The organism is Gordonia sp. HS-NH1 (assembly GCF_001418765.1).
Taxonomy (GTDB): Bacteria; Actinomycetota; Actinomycetes; order Mycobacteriales; family Mycobacteriaceae; genus Gordonia.
Map to the genome: position 1 here is coordinate 90,069 of NZ_LIYC01000007.1, position 20,044 is coordinate 110,112.

General features: G+C 69.0%; 19 protein-coding genes. 6 read left to right on the forward strand and 13 right to left on the reverse strand.

Features of this window, described 5'->3' with window-relative positions; translation table 11 throughout:
- Positions 1 to 154: 154 nt before the first annotated feature.
- The 5 genes from proC to AMD30_RS07570 are packed head-to-tail and all read right to left on the reverse strand — an operon-like array spanning position 155 to position 5,732.
- The gene (gene proC, locus AMD30_RS07550; RefSeq protein ID WP_010842043.1) at positions 155 to 1,015 is read right to left on the reverse strand and encodes a pyrroline-5-carboxylate reductase; all 861 of its coding nucleotides are present in this window, start codon (positions 1,013 to 1,015) and stop codon (positions 155 to 157) included.
- 6 nt (positions 1,016 to 1,021) lie between these two features.
- Complete coding sequence (locus AMD30_RS07555) at positions 1,022 to 1,879, reverse strand: thioesterase family protein (RefSeq protein ID WP_055475204.1); 858 nt, start codon at positions 1,877 to 1,879, stop codon at positions 1,022 to 1,024.
- 38 nt (positions 1,880 to 1,917) lie between these two features.
- Positions 1,918 to 2,835, reverse strand: coding sequence for a sugar phosphate isomerase/epimerase family protein (locus AMD30_RS07560; RefSeq protein ID WP_014925539.1), 918 nt, complete (start codon positions 2,833 to 2,835; stop codon positions 1,918 to 1,920).
- 14 nt (positions 2,836 to 2,849) lie between these two features.
- Positions 2,850 to 4,703: a hypothetical protein gene (locus AMD30_RS07565; protein ID WP_055475205.1), complete on the reverse strand. Its 1,854-nt coding sequence runs from the start codon at positions 4,701 to 4,703 to the stop codon at positions 2,850 to 2,852.
- Positions 4,704 to 4,754: 51 nt separating this feature from the next.
- Positions 4,755 to 5,732, reverse strand: a complete 978-nt coding sequence (locus tag AMD30_RS07570) for a Ppx/GppA phosphatase family protein (protein ID WP_197282754.1) — start codon at positions 5,730 to 5,732, stop codon at positions 4,755 to 4,757.
- Between the two features lie 54 nt (positions 5,733 to 5,786).
- Between AMD30_RS07570 and AMD30_RS07575 the strand changes: the two genes are divergently transcribed.
- Entirely contained in the window at positions 5,787 to 6,647 is an 861-nt protein-coding gene (locus AMD30_RS07575; RefSeq protein ID WP_055475207.1) for a hypothetical protein, read from the forward strand.
- 30 nt (positions 6,648 to 6,677) lie between these two features.
- Here the strand turns inward: AMD30_RS07575 and AMD30_RS07580 are convergent, their stop codons facing one another.
- The 4 genes from AMD30_RS07580 to AMD30_RS07595 all read right to left on the reverse strand — a co-directional run bounded on the left by AMD30_RS07580 (position 6,678) and on the right by AMD30_RS07595 (position 10,081).
- Positions 6,678 to 7,364 (reverse strand): response regulator transcription factor, encoded by a 687-nt coding sequence (locus AMD30_RS07580; protein WP_014925536.1) that lies wholly within the window; start codon positions 7,362 to 7,364, stop codon positions 6,678 to 6,680.
- Positions 7,361 to 8,815 (reverse strand): sensor histidine kinase, encoded by a 1,455-nt coding sequence (locus tag AMD30_RS07585; RefSeq protein WP_010842050.1) that lies wholly within the window; start codon positions 8,813 to 8,815, stop codon positions 7,361 to 7,363. The genes AMD30_RS07580 and AMD30_RS07585 overlap by 4 nt, the downstream gene beginning before the upstream one ends.
- A gap of 118 nt (positions 8,816 to 8,933) precedes the next feature.
- The gene (locus AMD30_RS07590) at positions 8,934 to 9,254 is read right to left on the reverse strand and encodes a GNAT family N-acetyltransferase (RefSeq protein WP_010842051.1); all 321 of its coding nucleotides are present in this window, start codon (positions 9,252 to 9,254) and stop codon (positions 8,934 to 8,936) included.
- An 80-nt stretch (positions 9,255 to 9,334) separates the two neighbouring features.
- Entirely contained in the window at positions 9,335 to 10,081 is a 747-nt protein-coding gene (locus AMD30_RS07595) for a phosphoglyceromutase (protein WP_010842052.1), read from the reverse strand.
- Positions 10,082 to 10,231: 150 nt separating this feature from the next.
- Here AMD30_RS07595 and AMD30_RS07600 point away from each other — a divergent pair, with 150 nt between their 5' ends.
- The gene (locus tag AMD30_RS07600; protein ID WP_055475208.1) at positions 10,232 to 11,680 is read left to right on the forward strand and encodes an APC family permease; all 1,449 of its coding nucleotides are present in this window, start codon (positions 10,232 to 10,234) and stop codon (positions 11,678 to 11,680) included.
- 76 nt (positions 11,681 to 11,756) lie between these two features.
- Here AMD30_RS07600 and AMD30_RS07605 read toward each other — a convergent pair whose 3' ends face one another.
- The 3 genes from AMD30_RS07605 to mshA form a co-directional block, all read right to left on the reverse strand.
- The gene (locus AMD30_RS07605) at positions 11,757 to 13,364 is read right to left on the reverse strand and encodes an AMP-binding protein (protein ID WP_055475209.1); all 1,608 of its coding nucleotides are present in this window, start codon (positions 13,362 to 13,364) and stop codon (positions 11,757 to 11,759) included.
- Between the two features lie 81 nt (positions 13,365 to 13,445).
- A complete protein-coding gene (locus AMD30_RS07610) occupies positions 13,446 to 14,060 on the reverse strand; it encodes a YbjN domain-containing protein (RefSeq protein WP_055475210.1) in 615 nt (204 codons plus the stop codon).
- Positions 14,061 to 14,117: 57 nt separating this feature from the next.
- Complete coding sequence (gene mshA / locus AMD30_RS07615; RefSeq protein WP_055475264.1) at positions 14,118 to 15,473, reverse strand: D-inositol-3-phosphate glycosyltransferase; 1,356 nt, start codon at positions 15,471 to 15,473, stop codon at positions 14,118 to 14,120.
- Positions 15,474 to 15,600: 127 nt separating this feature from the next.
- On the opposite strand from mshA, the gene AMD30_RS07620 reads away from it, so the two are divergent.
- Genes AMD30_RS07620 through AMD30_RS07630 form a run of 3 tightly spaced genes read left to right on the forward strand, consistent with a single transcriptional unit; the run spans position 15,601 to position 18,298 of the window.
- Entirely contained in the window at positions 15,601 to 16,593 is a 993-nt protein-coding gene (locus AMD30_RS07620) for a metal ABC transporter solute-binding protein, Zn/Mn family (protein ID WP_014925529.1), read from the forward strand.
- Positions 16,590 to 17,432: a metal ABC transporter ATP-binding protein gene (locus tag AMD30_RS07625; RefSeq protein WP_055475211.1), complete on the forward strand. Its 843-nt coding sequence runs from the start codon at positions 16,590 to 16,592 to the stop codon at positions 17,430 to 17,432. The genes AMD30_RS07620 and AMD30_RS07625 overlap by 4 nt, the downstream gene beginning before the upstream one ends.
- Positions 17,429 to 18,298 carry a metal ABC transporter permease gene (locus AMD30_RS07630; RefSeq protein WP_014925527.1) on the forward strand — a complete coding sequence of 290 codons (870 nt, stop codon included), beginning with the start codon at positions 17,429 to 17,431 and terminating at the stop codon, positions 18,296 to 18,298. Before AMD30_RS07625 ends, AMD30_RS07630 begins: the two co-directional genes overlap by 4 nt.
- Before the next feature lie 30 nt (positions 18,299 to 18,328).
- On the opposite strand, the gene AMD30_RS07635 is transcribed toward AMD30_RS07630, so the two are convergent.
- A complete protein-coding gene (locus AMD30_RS07635; RefSeq protein WP_055475212.1) occupies positions 18,329 to 18,856 on the reverse strand; it encodes a DUF2599 domain-containing protein in 528 nt (175 codons plus the stop codon).
- A gap of 33 nt (positions 18,857 to 18,889) precedes the next feature.
- On the opposite strand from AMD30_RS07635, the gene AMD30_RS07640 reads away from it, so the two are divergent.
- Complete coding sequence (locus tag AMD30_RS07640) at positions 18,890 to 20,017, forward strand: beta-mannosidase (protein ID WP_044505951.1); 1,128 nt, start codon at positions 18,890 to 18,892, stop codon at positions 20,015 to 20,017.
- Positions 20,018 to 20,044: the final 27 nt, after the last annotated feature.

Here is a 20,044-nt window from a genome sequence, read left to right on the forward strand (position 1 = left end):
CGCAGGCTTCCCCTCCTGCGGACATCAGACACGCACGTGCTTAAAGAAGCTTAGCGTGGCAGATGTGAAAAAAGCGACGTGAGAGACCGGTATTTCTGAGATTCCTGTGACTCGACCCCAACATGCTGGGGTTTGTCGGCCCGTCGACCACAATTCATGGGGTGTCGGTGACGGCGTGTCCCTGTGCCAAACCCTCGACTTCCACTCGACGTCCACCGCGGGCGCTGGCCGCCGCGCAGGCACGAGTCGCCTGGTACACGGCGTGCCGCAAGCCGTTGGCCTCGAACTCACGGATGGCCTCGGCGGTCGTGCCGCCCGGCGAGGTGACGGCCGCCCGCAGATCGACCGGGGACAACCCCGAATCGCTGAGCAGGATGCCCGCACCGCGGATGGTCTGAACCGCCATCTCCGAGGCCTGGGGCCGGGTGAGCCCGAGCCCGACGCCGGCATCGATCATCGCCTCGGCGAGCAGGAAGACATAGGCCGGTCCCGAACCGGAGACCGCGGTGACCGCGTCCATCTGCTTCTCCGGAACGACCGTGACGCGGCCGACCGTCTGCAGGATCTTGACCACCGCCTGCAGCTGCTCGTCGCCGACGTACCGACCGGCCGAGACCGCCGACATCGCCTCGTTCACGAGCATCGGCGTGTTGGGCATGACCCGGATGACCGGCGAACCGGCCTGCAGGGCGCTCTCGTATCGCGACAGGGGCAGACCGGCCACGAGCGTGACGGTCACCCGCTCGGATTCCGCGTTGTCCTCCGCCGAGGCCAGAATCCGCAGGATCGAATCGACGTCGTCGGGCTTGATCGCCAGGAACACGTACTGCGCCGACTCGGCGGCGCTCTTGACGTCGGTGACCAGCACGCCGTACTCATCGGCGATCTCGGCGGCGCGGCTCTCCTGTCGCTCGGCGACGACGAGGTCCTTGGTCGGGGTGCCTGCACCGATCAAACCGGCGAGCAGTGCCTCACCGATCTTGCCTCCGCCGATGATGGCGATGCGTTCGGACACGGATGTCTACCTTCCTGAGGGGATGAGGGCGAGCTGGCGGGACTGTGCGACGACTGTCCCGGTCGAGTCCACCACGAGATGGTCCTCCTCGAACATTCCGGGGCCGACCTCCGAACTCGTCGCGGCGAAGCGCAGCCAGCCGGGCGCGGGGTGCCGGCGGACATAGGTGGTCAGCTGCACAGTGGGTGCCCATCCGAACAGCGCCAGATTCATCACGACGGGCGGCGAGATGTCGCCGACCAGGACCGTGAAGTACTCGTCGGGCTCGACGCCCTTCGGCCGGATCCACCCGCGCACCAGCGGCTCGCCGGTCTCGCCGCGGACGACGGGGAACGTCTCCGAGTCGAGGACCAGATCGATGGCGGGGCCCAGGTGATTGACCTCGGCGATCGGCGAACCGTCGAGTGGGATACCCGTCGGCGACGGCCCCACGGGCAGTGTGTCGAGGACCGTGGGGCCGGAGTGGTGCGGCCGGCCGCTGTCGGGCCGGGCCATCGTCACCGACGAGGACACGACGGTGCGGCCCAGCTGCACCGCGTCGACCGACAGGACCGTGACCGTGCGCCCGCGTTTGCGCACGCCGACCACCAGATCGATGTCCGCGGCGTCGGGGGCGGTGAGGTAGTCACTGGAGATCGCCACCGGGATCATCGCGGCAGCCGACTCGGCGAGCCGATCGCCGTCCGGGGTCAGCGCGCTCAGCGCGGTCCGGGCCGCCTTCGCGACGACCATCTGCAGCGTGCCGCCGTGCACCTTGGGACCGATGGTGAACGTCGCGTCGATGTGCGCCCGCAGGGTGAGCGAGTCCGGACCGCTCCGGTCCACCTCGGTCAGCTCCTGCACCTCGGTGATCTTGCTGGTCATCGTCCCGCCTTCGTCGACCCGGCTCGTCCCCCGAGGAGTCAGCTGCTGAACTGGCCGAGGGGCTCGGGGTGCAGCTCCCGTTTGAGGTGCCGCCGCGCAAAATCTAGCGAACGGGCCAGCAGCGCGCTGCGTTCGGGTTTGGTGCGCGCGCTACCCGTCGTGACCTCGAGCACAACCGCCCCGGCGAAGTCGCTCGCCGCGATCCGTCGGCACACCTCCGCGCAGGGCTGGCCCCCGTCGCCGGGGATGAGGTGCTCGTCGGTGGCCGCCCCGTGTCCGTCGGCCAGATGCAGGTGGTTGAGCCGCGACCCCATCCGGTCGAGAAGCGCGAGGGCGTCGACGCCTGCGGTCGCGGTGTGCGAGAGATCGAGGGTGTAGTTCGCGTAGCCGTCGTCGGTCGGGTCGATGGACTTGCCGAACGCCGACGCCGCCAGACCGGGCCCGCCGCCGCGCTTGGCGAGACGCCGGACCGACGGCTCGCCCGCCCCGAACAAGCGGTCGGCGCGCATCGGGAACATGTTCTCCACCGCGACCGCGATGCCGCTGTCGGCTTCGAGCTCGTCGACCAGGTCGTCGAAGGCCGCGACGTAGCCCCGCTGCCAACGGAACGGCGGATGCACGACGACGGTCGACGCACCCAGGTCCTCGGCCGCCTCCACCGCACGGGCGAGCTTCACGACCGGGTCACGTCCCCAGACGCGCTGGGTGATGAGCAGACACGGCGCGTGGATGGACAGCACCGGCACCTGGTAGTGCTCCGAGAGATGTTCGACGCGCCGGATGTCCTGGCTGAGGGGGTCCCCCCACACCATGAGTTCCACGCCGTCGAAACCCAGTTCGGCGGCGTAGGCGAAAGCCGCCTCGGTGTTCTGCGGATACACCGAGGCCGTCGAGAGTCCGATCGGGATCTCGGCCGCTGGTGAGGTTCGGCCCGTCTCCGACTCTGACGGGTTCATCGGTTCGGGCCGGCTCACGCGGCCAACAACACCAGCGGCCCGATGGTGACCAGGAGACCCACACCGAGCGCGAGCAGCGTCGTCGGCAGATCCTTGGTGCGTCGGACCACGTGGGAGAGCGTCACGATCCCGAAGATGACCAGGACGGCGAGTACCAGCGCGAAGTACGGATTCCACCGCCAGAGTTCGGTGAAGCCCCAGAACAGGCCGACGCCGACCGCGAGACCCGCGAGCGCCTGCCCGAACAGCACCAGCCATGCCTTCACCGGCGACTGCTCGGCGTCGTCCTCTGCCGTATCGGCGGCGTCGGCCTCGCCGGCGGTCGCCGGGCCGGCGGCGGACTGGATGTCCTCGCGTCGGGCCTCGACACCCGCACCGGTCGGATGACCGTCGTCGGGCGTCTCGTCGATGTCCGTCGTGTCGTGCAGGGCATCGAGTTCGCCCGGCTCCCCCGGTTCGGCGGCATCCTCGGGGTCGTCGTCCTTCGTGAGGTCGACCCGGCCGGCGTCGTCGGGGTGGGACTCGACCGGCTCGATGGCCTCGGTCGGGTGGTCGTCGCTCCGGGAGACGTCGGTCCGGTCGTCGTCCGTCTGGCGGTCGTCCGTCTGGCGGTCGTGGGTCCGCTGGGCGTCGGTCAGGTCGTCAGACGTCTGGTGGTCGTCGTCGGCCGGGCGGTCCTCGGTCGGGTGGATCTCGGGGTGCGCGGCGGCGATCGCGGCCGTCGTCCCGCCCGCCGTCGCGGCGGCCGCCGCGGTCGCGGCCCAGCCGGACGTCGTCTCGTCGTCGGCGTGGCCGTCGTGGTCCTGCCCGTCGAACCCGGGCTCGTCGACCGGTCGCTCGTCCTGGGCCCGATCGCGCTTCTTGCCGCCGAAGAGTTTCCGGGCCAGTCCGGCGACGCCTGCTGCCTTGGGCTTCTTCGCCGAACCGGCGGGACGGGCCGCGGTCCCGGACCGGCCTCTGCCGGCGCCGTGTTCCGCGCCTTCCACGTCGGCGAAGTTGCGATAGGCGTCGAAGTCCATGACCTCGGAGAACCCGCCGTCGCCCCGCTCGCGGGGACCGCCGGGACTCGCATCGACCTCGGTCAGGTCGTAGGTGACCACGTCGTCGGAGTCGACGACGGACAGATCCTGCCCGTTCTCGCCGACGACCGGGATGATGCCGGTGACCGCGTTCGCCGACTCCTGGTCGACGGGGGCGGTGTCGCGCGGCGGGGTCTGGCCGAGGCGGCGGGCGACCGCCTCCGAGCTGAAGTCGCGGGTCGACATCGGCGGGACGGACCCCTGGCCGTAGCCGGGCATCCCGCTGGCGGTGCGGCCGCCGGGCCACCGCTGTTGCCGGTCGGCACGCGGGCGGTCGACGACGGGCTGGTCCTCGGCCGGGCGCCGCGGAATCGGGTTCCCCGACCTCGGGAACGGTCCGGCAGTCGTGTCCGGCCGCCCCCGCGAAGCCGTGTCCCGCTCCGGAGGCGTCGCCTGCTCCGGACGCGCGCTCTCTGCGGACGGCGTCGTCGGTTCGGACCGGGCGGGGGTCTCGGACCGGGCCGGGGTCTCGGACCGGGCCGGGGTCTCGGACCGGGCCGGGCTCTCGGACCGGGCGGAGGTCTCCGACGGCGCCGGGGTCTCCGATTGGGCGGAGGTCTCCGACGGCGCCGGGGTCTCGGCCGGTGCCGCCGAGTCGCCCCCGGCGTCGGAGACCTTCGGGATCTCGCCGGTCAGCTCCGACACCGAGAACGAACCGCTACGTCCGGCGCGCCTACGTCCCCGTCCGTCTCGCGATCGTGCCGGTGCGTCGCCCTCCGAACCCTGAGACCGGGCAAGTAGTTCCGACACCGAGATGGGTCGAGATTCGGGCTCCGAATCCTTCGGCATGAAGTGGTTCTCCGTCCTCGTTCTCGAACGTCATTGGTCCGGGGCTCCGGGTCAGCCGACGCCCTCGTGAACGCCGCGTGCAGGAGCCGGCTCCAGCGCGTCGGCCTGCTCGGCGTCGAGTCGGCGCAGGATCACACCCTCACGAAGAGCCCACGGACAGATTTCCAGTGTATCGACTTGCAACGCGCGCATCGCCGCCTCGGCGACCAGCGCTCCGGCGACGAGCTGCCCGGCGCGGTCGGAACTGACACCCTCGAGTTCCGCGCGATCCGCCTTGGTCATGCGGGAGATGAAGGAGATGAGCTGGCGCAGCCCGCTCGTCGTCAGTTCCCGGCGGACCCGCGGTCCGGCACTCGACGGCGCCGCCCCGGTCAGCCGGGCGAGGCTGCGGAAGGTCTTCGACGTCCCGACGCACAGATCGGGCGCACCCGGTGCGAGCAGTTTCGCCGCCGGCGCCCGCAGTTCGGCGTCGAGCCAGTCACGCAGCACCCCGACCCGCCGGCGGTCCGGCGGATCGTCGGGCAACCATTCGCGGGTGAGCCGGCCGGCACCCAGCGGCAGCGACAGGGCCACGTCGGGTTCCTCGTCGACGCCGTTGGACATCTCCAGCGAACCCCCGCCGATGTCGAGCGCGAGGATGCGCCCGGCGCTCCAGCCACGCCAGCGGCGCACCGCCAGCGAGGTGAGGCGCGCCTCGTCACGACCCGACAGCACCAGCACACGCACCCCGGTCCGGCGCTCGATCTCGTCGAGGAGATCGTCGGAGTTCGTCGCGTCACGCACGGCCGACGTCGCGAAGGCCATCATCTGTTCGCAACCCGACGTCCGGGCGATATGGGTGAATTCGTCGATCGACTCGATGAGCTTGGCGAGGGCACGGTCACTCATCCGCCCGTCGGCGTCTATCTGTTCGGCCAGGCGCAGAACCGCCTTGGTCGAACTCATCGGGGTGGGATGGCCGCCGCGGTGGGCATCGACCACCAGGAGGTGGACTGTGTTGCTGCCCACGTCGAGGACTCCTAAGCGCACGGCTCAACGGTAGTGCAGCCGCCTCGCCCGCCCGATCCCGGCTACCGTATAGAGGTGACCGCCATTTCGCCGTCCGCGCCCCGCATCGACCCCGCGCCGGAGGTCGAACTCGACTTTCCGCGCGAATGGTACGAATTCGCCGATCCCGCCGATCCCGAGCACGTCATCAAGGCCGACCTGACCTGGCTGCTCTCCCATTGGACGTGCGTGTTCGGCACCCCGGCATGCCAGGGCATCCTCCCCGGCCGGGAGACAGACGGTTGCTGCAGCCACGGCGCCTACCTCTCCGACGACGACGATCGTGAGACCCTGGCCCGCGGCGTCGCCATGCTGACGCCCGCGGACTGGCAGTTCTACAAGAAGGGCTCGGGCAAGGATCCGGTCGGCCCCAAGGGTTATCTCGAGGAGAGCGACCTCGACGACGAGCCAGCGCTCAAGACCCGACTTCACAAGGGCGCGTGCATCTTCCTCAATCGCCCCGGGTTCGCCGGTGGCGTCGGCTGCGCACTGCACTCGATGGCGCTGCGCAAGGGACTCGAGCCGCTCACGGTCAAACCGGACGTGTGCTGGCAGCTCCCGGTGCGCCGCGAGCAGGACTGGGTGGAACGTCCCGACGGCACCGAGGTGCTCCAGACGACGATCACCGAGTTCGACCGGCGCGGCTGGGGCGAGGGCGGCCACGATCTGAAGTGGTACTGCTCGGGCTCCCCCGATGCCCACGTCGGCGCCAAGCAGGTGTGGGAATCGTATGCCCCCGAGCTGACCGCGCTGATCGGCGAACCCGCCTACGCGGTGCTCGCGGCCGCCTGCAAACGCCGAAACGGCCTGGGGCTCATCGCGATCCACCCGGCGACGCAGGCCGCAACGCAGCGCCGCGAGACCGACGTCAAGTACGAGCTGCAACCCCCGGAGTAGTCCCGCCGGGGGCTGCCGGCCCGGTGTGGCTCAGGCCTCGAGCTTGTACCCGAGACCGCGAACGGTGATGAGGTGCTTGGGATTCGCCGGATCCGGTTCGATCTTCGAACGCAGCCGCTTGACGTGCACGTCGAGCGTCTTGGTGTCGCCGACGTAGTCGACGCCCCACACCCGGTCGATCAGCTGACCGCGCGTCAGCACCCGGCCGGCGTTGCGCAGCAGGTACTCGAGGAGATCGAATTCCTTGAGCGGCAAGGTGATCGGAGTTCCGTTGACCGACACGGTGTGCCTTTCGACGTCCATCCGGACCGGCCCGGCCTCCAGGATCCCGATCTCGAGGCCGTCGTCGGGCATGTCGCCACCGCGGCGCAGCACCGCGCGGATACGCGCGATCAGTTCGCGAGCCGAATACGGCTTGGTCACATAGTCGTCCGCGCCGAGTTCCAGGCCGACGACCTTGTCGATCTCGCTGTCGCGCGCGGTCACCATGATCACCGGGACATTCGACCGGGTGCGCAGGGCCTTGCAGATCTCCGTTCCGGACATCCCGGGCAGCATGAGATCGAGGAGCACGATGTCGGGACTCACCCGATCGAAGGTCGACAAGGCCTGTGCGCCATCGGTGATGACGCTGGCCTCGAAGCCCTCCTTGCGCAACAGGAATGCCAGCGGATCCGCCAACGATTCCTCGTCCTCGACGATCAGAACGTGGGTCAACTCTTGTTTCCTTCGTTGTCGTGACCGGAAATCGGGTCGTTCGATGATGCTGCGTCGACCCGGGCCGGCGGGGTGTGATGGCCGGCGCCGAGTCCGCGGGGAGGTGAATCCGGATTCGACAGCGCCTGTTCGGCCGCCTCCGGCCAGCCGGTGTCCGACAGGTCCTCCGGGATGCACAGCGTGAACGTGGAGCCGGTACCGGGCTTGCTCCACAGGTTGATGGTGCCGCCGTGGTTGGCGGCCACGTGCTTGACGATGGCCAGTCCGAGTCCGGTGCCGCCGGTCATCCGCGAGCGGGCCTTGTCGACCCGGAAGAAGCGTTCGAAGACGCGCTGCTGATCCTCCGGCTCGATCCCGATCCCGCGGTCGGTGACCGCGATGGCGACCATCGGCCGCCCGTCGATCTTGATGACCCGACGACTGATGGAGACCACGGTGTCCGACGGCGAGTACGAGACGGCGTTGGAGATCAGGTTGTTCAGTGCGGTGAGCAGCAGTGGCCGGTCGCCGCGGATGGTCACCCCGATCGGATCGTCCGCGCGCAGCTCGATCGCCGCCGCCTCGGCGGCGAGGGTCGCCGAGGCCAGCGCGTCGTCGATGAGCGAGTCGACGTCGATGCAGGTGAACTCCGGGGTGACGCCGTCCTGCAGCCGGGACAGCGCCAGCAGTTCGCTCACCATGTTGCCCATGCGCTTGGTCTCGCCGACCACGCGGCGACTGAAGTGCTGGACCGAGTCGGTGTCGTCGGCCGACTCCAGGAGCGCCTCGGCGAGCAGGCCGATCGCGCCGACCGGTGTCTTGAGTTCGTGCGAGACGTTGGCGACGAAGTCGCGCCGGGTCGCCTCCACACGCTTGTGTTCGGTGTCGTCGAGGCCGTATGCGACGACGTAGCGTTCGTCGCCCTGCGCGACGATCTTGGCGTGACAGCGCACGTGCTCGACGCTGGGCCTCGGAGTCCGGCCGGTCGAGACGAAGCCGAGGCTCGACATCGGCGGGCTGAACTCGAAGCGGCGTTCCACCCCGGTGTCGAGCACCTCTTTCACCGCATCCCACACGGGGTCGGCCAGCAGCATCTCGCGCACGAGTCCGAGTTCGACGGCCCGCTGGTTGTACAGGACGACGTCGCGGAACTCGTCGACGACCGCGATGGCAGTCTCGGTGTTGCGCACGACCATGCTCAGCAGACCGGCCTTGGTCATCCGCCCGTCGTCGGTGGTCGACTGCACATCCGAGTCGCGGACCTCCGCCCAGGACGGCACCGCACGGGGACCGAGGGTCACCGGGAACACCGGCGCCGCGGTCGCGTCGGCGGGTGCGGAACCACGCGAGAAGCGATCGAAGAACGCGAATCCGCGAGACCGGTCACGGTCCCGGGTGCGTCGACCGATCACGACACCGAGGCAGAGCGCGAGTACGAACGCGATCGTCGCGGCGGAGATAGCGGCGGTCACAGGGGCAGCTTACGACTCGACCAACTCCGAACGCACATCTGACGAAGGTGTTCGGCAGTTGTTCACGCGGAGTTGGCCGGAGGCCCTGCGAGGGCCGAGAGCTCGGCGACGGGGGCGATCATTGCGGAACCGGCACCGCCATGTCGGCGAACTCGGGGTGGCGTTCGATGAAACGCTGGACATAGGAACAGACCGGCACCACCTGCTTGCCGCTGCTGCGGATGTCCTCGAGGACGAACCGGACCAGATGCCCCGCATAGCCGTGACCGCTGAACTGCTCCCGGATCACGGTGTGCGTCACGACGACCTGGTACGGCTCGGAGACATAGTCCAGATAGCCAACGACCTCGTCCTCGCCCGTGGACTCGGCGACGAGGATCGCCTCGTACCGCTCCCGAGCAGGTGAATGGTCGATCCGCAGGGCATCCACATCCGCCATGCCGTCTAATGTAGCGCGCGCCACACCGTCGACGCCATGGCGAAACGTGTCACGTCTCGTTGTCCGAACGGACCCTCTGCCTACTTCTGCCCCTGGGCGGCCACCGCAGCGGCACCGGCGGCGGCCGCCTCAGGGTCCAGGTACGTACCACCGGGGTTCAGCGGCTTCAGATCGTCGTCGAGGTCGTAGCGGAGCGGGTTGCCGGTGGGGATGTTCAGGCCCGCGATGTCCTCGTCGGAGATGCCGTCGAGATGCTTGACGAGCGCGCGCAGCGAGTTCCCGTGCGCGGCCAGCAGCACCGTCTTGCCCGCCTTGACGTCGGCGACGATGGTCTCGAGGTAGTACGGGATGAACCGCTCGACGACGTCCTTGAGGCACTCGGTCAGCGGCACCTCGGCGAGGTCGGCGTAGCGCGCGTCGCCGACCTGGCTGTACTCCGCGTCGGGCTCGATCGCCGGCGGCGGGGTGTCATAGCTCCGGCGCCACAGCATGAACTGCTCGTCGCCGAACTTCTCCTTGGTCTCGGCCTTGTTGAGGCCCTGCAGCGCGCCGTAGTGGCGCTCGTTGAGTCGCCAGTCGCGGATCACCGGAATCCACAGCCGGTCGGCCCGGTCCAGTGCGATGTGCGCGGTCGTGATGGCGCGGCGCAACAGTGAGGTGTAGACGACGTCGGGCAGCAGGTCGTGTTCGACGAGGAGTTCGCCGCCGCGCTCGGCCTCGGCCTTGCCCTTGTCGGTCAGCGCCACATCGACCCAGCCGGTGAACTGGTTGGACGCATTCCATTCGCTCTCGCCGTGACGCATCAGGATCAAGGTGCCGTTGCTCATGGCGGATAGTTTTCCACAGTCGGTGCGCGCCTTCTCTGCACCGCCGCCGGAGTCCCGCGCCGACCCCTGCGCACGACGCGGGAGGACGAAATGGTAATGAACCCATCGATTCGCCGCGCGAAAGGACCGGGGCAGGTCTAGCGTGATCGCATGACAGCCAGTACAGATGCCGGTTCCACCGGCCAGAATGCGGAAAAGCAGCCCGAGCTCAAACGCGTACTGGGCTGGAAGCTGTTGCTGTTGTTCATCATCGGCGACATCCTCGGCACCGGCGTCTACGCGCTGACCGGGCAGGTCGCCGGCGAGGTCGGCGGTGCGGCATGGCTGCCGTTCCTCATCGCGTTCACGGTCGCGACCCTCACCGCCTTCTCGTATCTCGAGCTGGTGACGAAATACCCGCAGGCCGCCGGCGCAGCGCTCTACGTGCACAAGGCCTTCGGCGTCCACTTCATCACGTTCATCGTGCTGTTCACGGTGATGTGTTCGGGCATCACCTCGGCGACCACCGCGTCGCGGGCCTTCGCGGTCAACATGCTGACCGCGTTCAGCGGCGACTCACCCGACGCCACGAATCCGGCACTGTTCGCCATCGCCATCGGCTTCCTGCTGCTGGTCATGTTCATCAACTTCCGCGGCGTCGCGGAGGGCGTCGGCACCAATGTGGTGCTGACCCTGGTGGAGTTGACGGGTCTGTTGCTCGTCCTGTTCATCGGCTACTGGTTCATCATCGGCGGCAACGCCGAACACTGGGACGCGGTGGTGGCCTTCGAGAGTCCCGACGACAAGAACGTCTTCATCGCGGTGACCGCCGCGACGTCACTGGCCTTCTTCGCCCTCGTCGGCTTCGAGGACTCGGTCAACATGGCCGAAGAGTGCAAGGACCCGGTGCGGATCTTCCCGAAGGTGATGTTGAGCGGCCTCGGGATCACCGCCGTCGTATACGTCCTGATCGCGATCTGCGCGGTCGCCATCGTGCCCGTCGGCGTGCTGTCGGAAAGCGAGACGCCGCTCGTCGACGTCGTTCAGGCCGCCGCGCCCGATTTCCCGATGTCCGATCTGCTGCCGTGGATCTCGATGTTCGCCGTCGCCAACACCGCGCTCATCAACATGATGATGGCCAGCCGGTTGCTGTACGGCATGGCCAAGCAGGGCGTCCTGCCGAAGTTCCTCGCCTACGTCCACCCCGGGCGTCGCACACCGTTCTCGGCGATCATCTTCACCACGGTCGTCGCGCTGTGCCTGCTGACCTACGTCAGCGCCGACCCCAAGGGTTCCATCGTCGGCCTGCTCGGCGGCACCACCGCGCTGCTGCTGCTCGCGGTGTTCACCGTCGTCAACATCTCGGTCCTGGTGCTGCGCAAGGACAAGGTGGGCCACAAGCACTTCCGCACGTACACGCCGATCGCGGTCATCGGCGCCGTCACCTGCGGATACCTGACGCTGCCGTTCACCGGTCGTGACCCGGAACAGTATGTCGTCGCCGGCTGGCTGCTGCTCCTGGGAGTGATCCTCTGGGCCCTCACCTACTGGTGGAACAAGCGCACCGGGACCGCACCCACCTCGGCCTACGACGACATCCCGCCGCACGAGATCCCCTGAGTCCGACTCGAATCCGAATGACGTCGTGCCCGGAATCCGGGCACGACGTCATTCGGATGTCGATGAGATGCCGAAGTTACTTGCGAAGGTCCTTGCGCAGGATCTTGCCCGAGGCCGACTTGGGGATCGTCTCGATGAACTCGACCGCACGAACCTTCTTGTGCGGGGCCACCTTCGAGGCCACGAACTCGATGACCTCGTCCGCGGTGATCTCCGAACCCGGCTGACGTACCACGAAGGCCTTCGGGATCTCCTCCCCCGACTCCGCCTCGATGACCCCGATGACCGCCGCATCGGCGATCTTGTCGTTGGTCAGCAGCAACGCCTCGAGCTCGGCGGGCGGTACCTGGTAGCCCTTGTACTTGATGAGTTCCTTGAGCCGGTCGACGATGTAGACGCACCCCGTCGGATCGACCTGCGCCATGTCGCCGGTGTGCAGGTAACCGTCGGCGTCGATGGTGTCCGCGGTCGCCTGGTCGTTGTTGAGGTAGCCCAGCATCACGTTGGGGCCCTTCACCCACAACTCACCGGGCTCGGACAGGCCCTCGCTCGGCAGCTCGATCTCCGCACCCGAAGCCGGGTCGACGATCTTGTTCTCCGAGTTGGCCACCGCCCAGCCGGTCGAGGACAGCGGCGGATCCTGCTGATCCAGCAGACCGGCGGTGTCGGCCGGGATCATGTGACTCACCGGCGACAGCTCACTCATCCCGTAGCCCTGCAGCATGTGCAGGTCCAGACGCTTGGCCACCGCCTGACCCAGCTCGTCGTCGAGCGGCGCGGCACCCGACATCATCGTGTGCAACGACGACAGGTCGTAGTTGTCGATGATCGGGTGCTTGGCCAGCGCCACGGCCACCGGCGGCGCGATGTAGGCCATCGTCACCTTGTGGTTCTGGATGTTCTCCAGGAACTCCACGAGATCGAAACGAGGCATCACGACCAGCGACGCGCGGTTGTAGAGCGCGGCGTTGAGCAGCACGGTCATGCCGTAGATGTGGAAGAAGGGCAGCACCGCGATGACCACGTCGTCGGCACCCATGCCCTGGAGCGGGCGGATCTGGGCGACGTTCGCGACCAGGTTGCGGTGCGAGAGCGCCACTCCCTTCGGATTGCCGGTCGTCCCCGACGAATACGGCAGCACCCCGACATGCGTCGACGGATCGAAGGACACCTCCGGCGCGGCCAGTCCCGCGCCCAGCAGATCCGCGGCGTTCGGATGACCCGAGCTGTCCTGACCCTCCCCGTCGAGGACGATCAGATCCGCATCCGCCAGCCCGACCTCGTCGGCCGCCGCCTTGGCCTGCTCCAGCATCGGGGAGATCGTCACGAGCATCTTGGCGCCCGAATCCCGCAGCTGCTTGGCGATCTCCGGCCCGGTGAACAACGCGTTGATCGTGGTGGCGGTGCCGCCCGCGCGCAGGATGCCGTGGAACACCGTCGCGAACGCCGGGATGTTGGGCGACAGGATGCCGACCACGTCGCCCACACCGATTCCCCGCGCCGCCAGCGCTCCCGCCGCCGCGTCGATCTGCGAGATCAGCTGGTCGTACGTCGTCGTCGCGCCCGACTTCGGGTCCACGAGCGCGGTGCGTGCCAGATCCTCGTCGGCCACCGCGCCGAACAGGAACTCGTACACGCTCACATCGGGGATCTCGACGTCGGGGAACGGACTCTTGAAGCTCATGGCACCTCCATTGGGGAATTTCTCGCCCGCATCGTATCAACGCATGTTGACATGATGTGATGTGGACCTCTCGCGAAGAGTCTACGATTCGTCCGGTTCGGCGGTGACGTCACTCGCCTGATCGGCACCGTCGACCACCGATTCGCCCGGCACGTAGCGGCCCTCGAGCGGCGCACCGGCCTCGGGCAGTGACTCCTTGTCGATGAGGTGCTCGAACGCGAGGAGGTTGCGCAGGGACTCGCCGCGCGAGACCCGCCACGCCCACTCGCGCCGGATCGAGGTGAGGAAGCCGAGCTCGAGCAAGGTGTTGAAGTCGCCGTCCGCTGCCTCGAGAACCTGTCCGAGGATGCGATCGACCTCGCCGGAGCTCAGCGCATCGGCGGATATGCGGCCCACCAGGTAGATGTCACCGGTGTTGTCGATGGTGTAGGCGACCCCGTACAGCCGGCGATTGCGTTTCAGCAGGTGCTTGTACACCCCGGCGTGGTTCTCGTCGGGGCGGCGGCACACGAAGGCCTCCACCCGCACACCGTGCTCACTCGCCGTCAGCAGCACAGTGGTCTTGAGTTTGCGTTCGCCGGGCAACTCGACGACCACGTGGTCGACGTCGGCGCCGCCGCCGCTCTTGCGTGTGAAGGCGATCTCGTTCTCGCCCAGCGTCTTCTCGAGCAGGTCGACGACCTCGGTGCGACTCACGGCGTCCTCTCTTCGATGGAATCGGAATCCTTGCGCAGCGGGCGGTGTCCGGCTGCGTCAGACCGTCACCCGGTTGCGCCGGCGACGCCAGCGGCGCCGGAGGCGAGCCGAGGCCGCCGCCGTCACCGTCGCGTCGGGCGATTCCGGGCCTTGGCGCGCGGCGAACGACCGCATGGCTCGGCTGTAGCTCTCCAGGAGCTGATCGACCGTGTGATCCCAGGAGAACTGCTCGGCATGCGCTCGGGCGTTGTGGCCGAGTTCGACGAGACGATCGGGTTGCGCCAGGAGTTTCTCGAGCGCGTTGGTCCAGTCGCCGACCGCGTGGCCGTTGACCAGGACACCGGTCCGCCCGTCGTCGACCGCGACCCCGAGACCGCCGACATTCGCGGCGATGACGGGCGTCCCGCACGCCTGGGCCTCGATCGCGACGAGGCCGAAACTCTCCGAATGACTGGGCACCGCAACCAGATCCGACGCCCGGTACACCTGCGCCAGGCGTTGCGCCGGCTGAGGCGGGAGGAAGGTCACCGAGTCCGAGATCCCCAGCTCGGCAACCTGATCCATCAGTGCGGTCGGTCGCTGGAGGCCGGAACCCGACGGTCCGCCGACCACGAGCAGACGCAGTCTGCGGCCGGTCGAGGCAGCTTCGGAGATCAGCGGCGCGGCCGCGGCCACGAGGAGGTCCGGCGCCTTGAGCGGTTGGATTCGGCCGACGAACGTCACGATCGTCTCGTCGGGGTCGAGGCCCAGTGCCGCCCGGGCCTGCGCGGCCGAACCCGGGGTGTAGCAGTCGAGGTCGGCACCCGGGGTCACCACGTCGATGCGGGCAGGATCCGCGTCGTACATCGAGAGCAGCTCTGCCGCCTCGGTTTCGGTGTTCGCGACGAGCCGGTCGGCCTCACCGACGACCTGTTGTTCGCCGATCACCCTCAGTTGCGGTTCGGCGGTGTCGCCCTCGGCGAGTGAGGCGTTCTTGACCGCGGCGAGGGTGTGCGCGGTGTGCACCAGCGGGACACCCCACCGGTCGCGGGCGAGCCAGCCCACCTGGCCGGAGAGCCAGTAGTGGGAATGGATCACGTCGTAGTAACCGGGCGCCTGGGCCGCCTCGGCACGCAACACCCCGGCCGTGAACGCGCACAGCTGGGCGGGCAGGTCGCGCTTGTCGAGGCCCTCGAACGGACCGGCGACCACATTGCGCACCGTGACCCCCGGCGCGGCGGCGACCGACGGCGCATCGGCCGACGACGTCGCACGGGTGAAGATCTCGACCTCGACTCCTCGGCGGGCCAGCCGGGTCGCCGTCTGCCAGACGTAGACGTTCATCCCGCCGGCGTCGCCGGTGCCCGGTTGCGCCAGCGGCGAGGTGTGCACGGAGATCAGCGCGACACGCCGCGGGGACGGGCTGGAGGTCATGGTCTCCACCATAGAGAAACGCCGCACCGGCCGACGCGTCCCCCGGCGTGCGGACACCCTGCACGCCCGCCGCCGCGATCACCTAGACTGCTTTCGGTAACGATTGTCATTTGCGTAAAGGTTGTCGATGAGGAAATCCCTGTTGGCCGCGGCCGGCGTGCTGTCCGCCGCCGCCCTGGTGCTGTCCGCCTGCTCGAACGACTCCGGCGGGAGCGACGGACCCCCGACCGTGGTGACCTCCACGAACGTGTGGGGTTCGGTGGCGGCCGCCGTCGCCGGGGACAAGGCCCAGGTCACCGCGCTGTACACCAACGCCGACGGTGACCCGCACGAGTTCGAGCCGTCCGCCGCCGACACCGCGACCATCGCCGACGCCGACGTCCTGGTCTTCAACGGCGGCCACTACGACTCCTACATGGAGGAGGCCGCGGCGAACTCCGACGCGACGGCCGTCGACGCCTACTCCCTGCTGGGCGGTGAGGAGCATGCCGCCGAGGCGCACGGAGACGACCACGCCGAACACGGCGACGACCACGCATCCGGCGGGGACCATTCCGACGGGGCCCACGACCACTCGCAGGGCGATCAGAACGAGCACGTCTTCTACGACCTCCCGGTCGTCGCCCAGGTCGCCGACAAGGTCGCCGACGCGCTGGCCGAGCAGGACCCGGACAACGCGGAGACCTACCGCGCCAACGCCGAGACCTTCACCACCGGCATCGACGGCCTGCGGGCGAAGCTCACCACCATCCGGCAGCAGCACGAGGGCACCGAGGTCGCCCAGACCGAACCGCTCGCGGGCTACCTGCTGACCGAGGCCGGACTCGTCGACATCGCGCCCGCCGGGTTCACCCAGGCCGTCGAAGAAGGCCAGTCACCGGCCGCTGCCGACCGCGCCGCGCTGCAGGACATCCTCGCCGACCGTCGTGCCGCGGTGCTGATCTACAACACCCAGGCCGTGGACCCGGTGACACAGGCGATGCTCGATGTCGCGGGTTCGGCCGGCGTCCCGGTCGTGAAGTTCACCGAGACACTGCCCGACGGCGTCACCGACTACCTCGTGTGGCAGGGCGCCCAGATCGACGCGCTCTCCGCGGCGCTGGGTTCCGGTTCCAATTGACCGGGACAGGCAGCGACGGGGCAGAAACGGATCCGCATCCGGTCGTTGCGTTCTCGGGTGCCCGACTCGCGTTCGGCGACCGGATTCTCTGGGACGACCTGAACCTGACCATCGAGCCCGGCGAGTTCATCGCGGTCCTGGGGCCGAACGGTTCGGGCAAGACGTCGTTCCTGCGGGTCCTGCTGCGCCAGTACGCGCTCGACCGCGGCAGCGTCGCCACCATCGACGCGGTCGGCTACATCCCGCAGCAGCACGCCGAGGACGACGCCGACCCGATGGCCATCCGCGGGCGCGACCTCGTCGGTTTCGGTGTCGACGGCGGCCGCTGGGGCGTCGGTCTGCGTGGGCGGGCGCGGCGACGCGAACTGGTCGACCGCGCCCTGAGCGCGGTGGACGCGCTGGCGTACGCCGACGCCCCGCTCGGCGTCCTCTCCGGCGGTGAGCAGCAACGTCTGCGGGTCGCGCAGGCGGTGGTCAGCGATCCCGGCCTGCTGCTCTGCGACGAACCACTCGCCAGCCTCGACCCGACCAACCAGCAGGTGGTCGTCGAACTCATCGACCGCCGCCGGCGCGAGGCGGGGACCGCGGTCGTCTTCGTGACCCACGAGATCAACCCGATCCTCCCCTACGTCGACCGCGTGCTCTATCTCGTCGACGGCAGGTTCCGCATCGGTGCGCCGCACGAGGTGATGACGACGGAGACGCTGAGCGAGCTCTACGGAAGTGACGTCGAGGTGCTGCGCGTCAACGGGCGTCTCGTCGTGATCGGCGGCGAGGACGCCCACCACTGTGCCGCGGAGACCGATTCGGGAATCGCACGCTCGGGCGGGCCGGCGTGAGCACCACCTACTCCGCCGTCGACCGCTCGCTGAGCGATCTCTGGGATTTCTCCACGACCATCGACCTGCTCGGTTACGACTTCATGCAGCAGGCGCTCCTCGCGATGGTGCTGCTCGGCCTCCTCGGCGGCCTGTTGGGTCCGCTGATCGTCGCCCGGCAGATGTCGTTCGCGGTACACGGTGCCAGCGAGCTGTCGGTGACCGGCGCCGCGGCGGCCCTGCTGATCGGGTTCAGCGTGAACCTCGGCGGTGTCATCGGTGCGGTCATCGCCGCGGCGGTGTTCGGTTTCCTCGGCAACAAGGCACGGGAACGCGATTCGGTGATCGGCGTCGTGATGGCGTTCGGCCTCGGTATCGGCGTGCTCTTCCTGGCCCTGTACGGCCGGATCGGCACCGGTTTCGCACTGCTGACCGGCCAGGTCGTCAGCGTCGGCATCAACGGGCTCGTCGCGATCGCCATCACCACCGGGATCGTCGTCGTCGTGCTGGCCGTGATCTACCGGCCGCTGCTGTTCGCCTCGACCGACCCCCGCGTGGCGCAGGCACAGGGTGTCCCCATCCGGACGCTGTCCGTGGTGTTCGCGATCATCATGGGCCTGGCGGCCGCGCAGGGCGTGCAGATCATCGGCGCGCTGCTGGTGATGTCGCTGATGATCACTCCCGGCGCCGCGGCCGCGCGCGTCACGTCGAATCCGACGCGCACCCTGGTGCTGTCGGTCGTGTTCGCCGAAGTCGCGGCGGTCGGCGGGCTGCTGATGTCCCTCGCCCCGAAACTGCCCGTGTCGGTCTTCGTCACGATCATCTCGTTCGCGATCTACGTCGTGTGCCGGATCATCGGGAACCGCCGCGTGCATCGCACGCGCTGAGTCACGGCGTGCATCGCACGCGCTGACGGGTCATTCCTCGGCGAAGCCGGGGTTGCAGCCGGCGCCGACCATGTCTTCCTCGGCGACGACGGGACGTCCGGGTTCCAGGTTCCAGCTGGGCTTCTCGGGCTCGACCAGACGGGCGAACCGCCAGTGGCAGTCGAACTGGGCCCGCATGCCGGGTGTGTCGGCGGTGGGATCGAGCGCGACGACCTCGGCCCACGCGGACGCCATCGCGCCGGGTTCGGTGGTGTAGCGCCCGGAGCGCGTGGGGAACACCGAGAGACTCGGACCGACGGCGGTGTCGGTCCATTCGGTTCGCTCGATGTAGGGCGGGCGGTAGACGACCGGCGCGGGCGCCGACGTCGCCGGGTACGGCATGGCGGTGGTGACCGGCGGGGTCGTCGGTTCGGGTGAGGTGGCGCTGCTCGCCGCCGGGGAGTTCGGCGTCGGCTGCCCGCAGGCGGACAGGAGCGCGGTCAGCGCGACGACGACGGCGACGAGCACCACCGCCCGCGGGCTCCCCGCGCACCCCGGCTCGTCCGGCCCCGACGTCATACCGCCACCTTAGGTGACGAGTAACCTGCACCTGTGGTCCCCCGACGCAGCAGGACGCGGACGCTCGCCGTGGTGCTCACCGCGATCGCCGGAGTTCTCCTGTGCCTCACCGGGTGCGCCCGCACGCCGGACCCCGGCCCCCTCCAGCCGACGCCGACGCAGCGGGTCCAGGCCACCCCGGGCGGGCTCGTCCTCGACGGAAAGCCGTGGTGGCCCGCCGGTTTCAACGCCTACCAGCTGGGCACCGACTGGGCGGTGAACAGCGGGTGCGGTGCCGAGGTCGACCTCGACGCCTACTTCGCGAAACTGCCACCGCGGGCACTGACCCGGTTCAATGTGTTCTCGTCCTTCGCCGTTCACAAGCGCAGCGGGCTCCTCGACTTCGCGCCGCTCGACCGGGTCTTCGCCGCCGCGGCCCGGCATCGCCAGCTGGTGCTGCCGGTTCTCGCCGGCGGGTCCGGGGACTGCGAGGACGGCCGGTTCAAGGACCGTGAGTTCTACGCCCGGGGCTGGCGCACACCGCCGTCGGTCAACCAGCCGTCCTTCGCGCAGTGGGTCGAGACCGCGGTGACGCGGTGGCACGACGAACCGTCGGTCGTCGGCTGGGAGCTCGTCGGCGAGCCGGAGGCGAGCCGGTGCGGTCCGGACTCGTGCGAGTTGGACGCGCGCACCTGTCCCGCCGACGCCACCGCTGTCCTGCGGTCGTTCTTCGATTCGGCGGGCGCGCTGCTGCGCTCCTATGACGCCGACCGGCCGATCTTCGCGGGTCTCGTCGGCGGCGACCAGTGCGGCCTGGCCGGTCCCGGTTATCTCGACGTCGCCCGGTCTCCCGGCATCGACGTACTCGACTTCCACGACTACCGCACCGGACGCGGCCAGACCTCCGGTCCGCTCGGCAGCGACCTGGCGACTCGCGTCCGTCAGGCCCGGAGCGCCGGAAAGCCGTTGGTGGTCAACGAGATCGGCATCGACGCCGGCTCCTGCCTGCCCGCGACGACGCGCGCCCGGGCGTTCGAGGACATCATCGCGAACCACCGCGCGCTCGGTGTCGCCGGCGCGCTGCTGTGGGCTTTCGTCCCGGATCCGCGGGAGTCGTCATGCACCTACGACATCGGACCGTTCGACCCGGCCTGGAGTGTGGTCCGCGCCAACATCCTGTGACCCCGCGGTCTACGAAACCCCCGGCCG

Excerpts from the sequence above, each read along its gene's own strand:
- AMD30_RS07555 (WP_055475204.1), bottom strand. The coding sequence starts at position 1,879 with ATGACCAGCAAGATCACCGAGGTGCAGGAGCTGACCGAGGTGGACCGG.
- AMD30_RS07560 (WP_014925539.1), bottom strand. The coding sequence starts at position 2,835 with ATGAACCCGTCAGAGTCGGAGACGGGCCGAACCTCACCAGCGGCCGAG.
- AMD30_RS07565 (WP_055475205.1), bottom strand. The coding sequence starts at position 4,703 with ATGCCGAAGGATTCGGAGCCCGAATCTCGACCCATCTCGGTGTCGGAA.
- AMD30_RS07590 (WP_010842051.1), bottom strand. The coding sequence starts at position 9,254 with ATGGCGGATGTGGATGCCCTGCGGATCGACCATTCACCTGCTCGGGAG.
- AMD30_RS07595 (WP_010842052.1), bottom strand. The coding sequence starts at position 10,081 with ATGAGCAACGGCACCTTGATCCTGATGCGTCACGGCGAGAGCGAATGG.
- AMD30_RS07600 (WP_055475208.1), top strand. The coding sequence starts at position 10,232 with ATGACAGCCAGTACAGATGCCGGTTCCACCGGCCAGAATGCGGAAAAG.
- AMD30_RS07605 (WP_055475209.1), bottom strand. The coding sequence starts at position 13,364 with ATGAGCTTCAAGAGTCCGTTCCCCGACGTCGAGATCCCCGATGTGAGC.
- mshA (WP_055475264.1), bottom strand. The coding sequence starts at position 15,473 with ATGACCTCCAGCCCGTCCCCGCGGCGTGTCGCGCTGATCTCCGTGCAC.
- AMD30_RS07620 (WP_014925529.1), top strand. The coding sequence starts at position 15,601 with ATGAGGAAATCCCTGTTGGCCGCGGCCGGCGTGCTGTCCGCCGCCGCC.
- AMD30_RS07635 (WP_055475212.1), bottom strand. The coding sequence starts at position 18,856 with ATGACGTCGGGGCCGGACGAGCCGGGGTGCGCGGGGAGCCCGCGGGCG.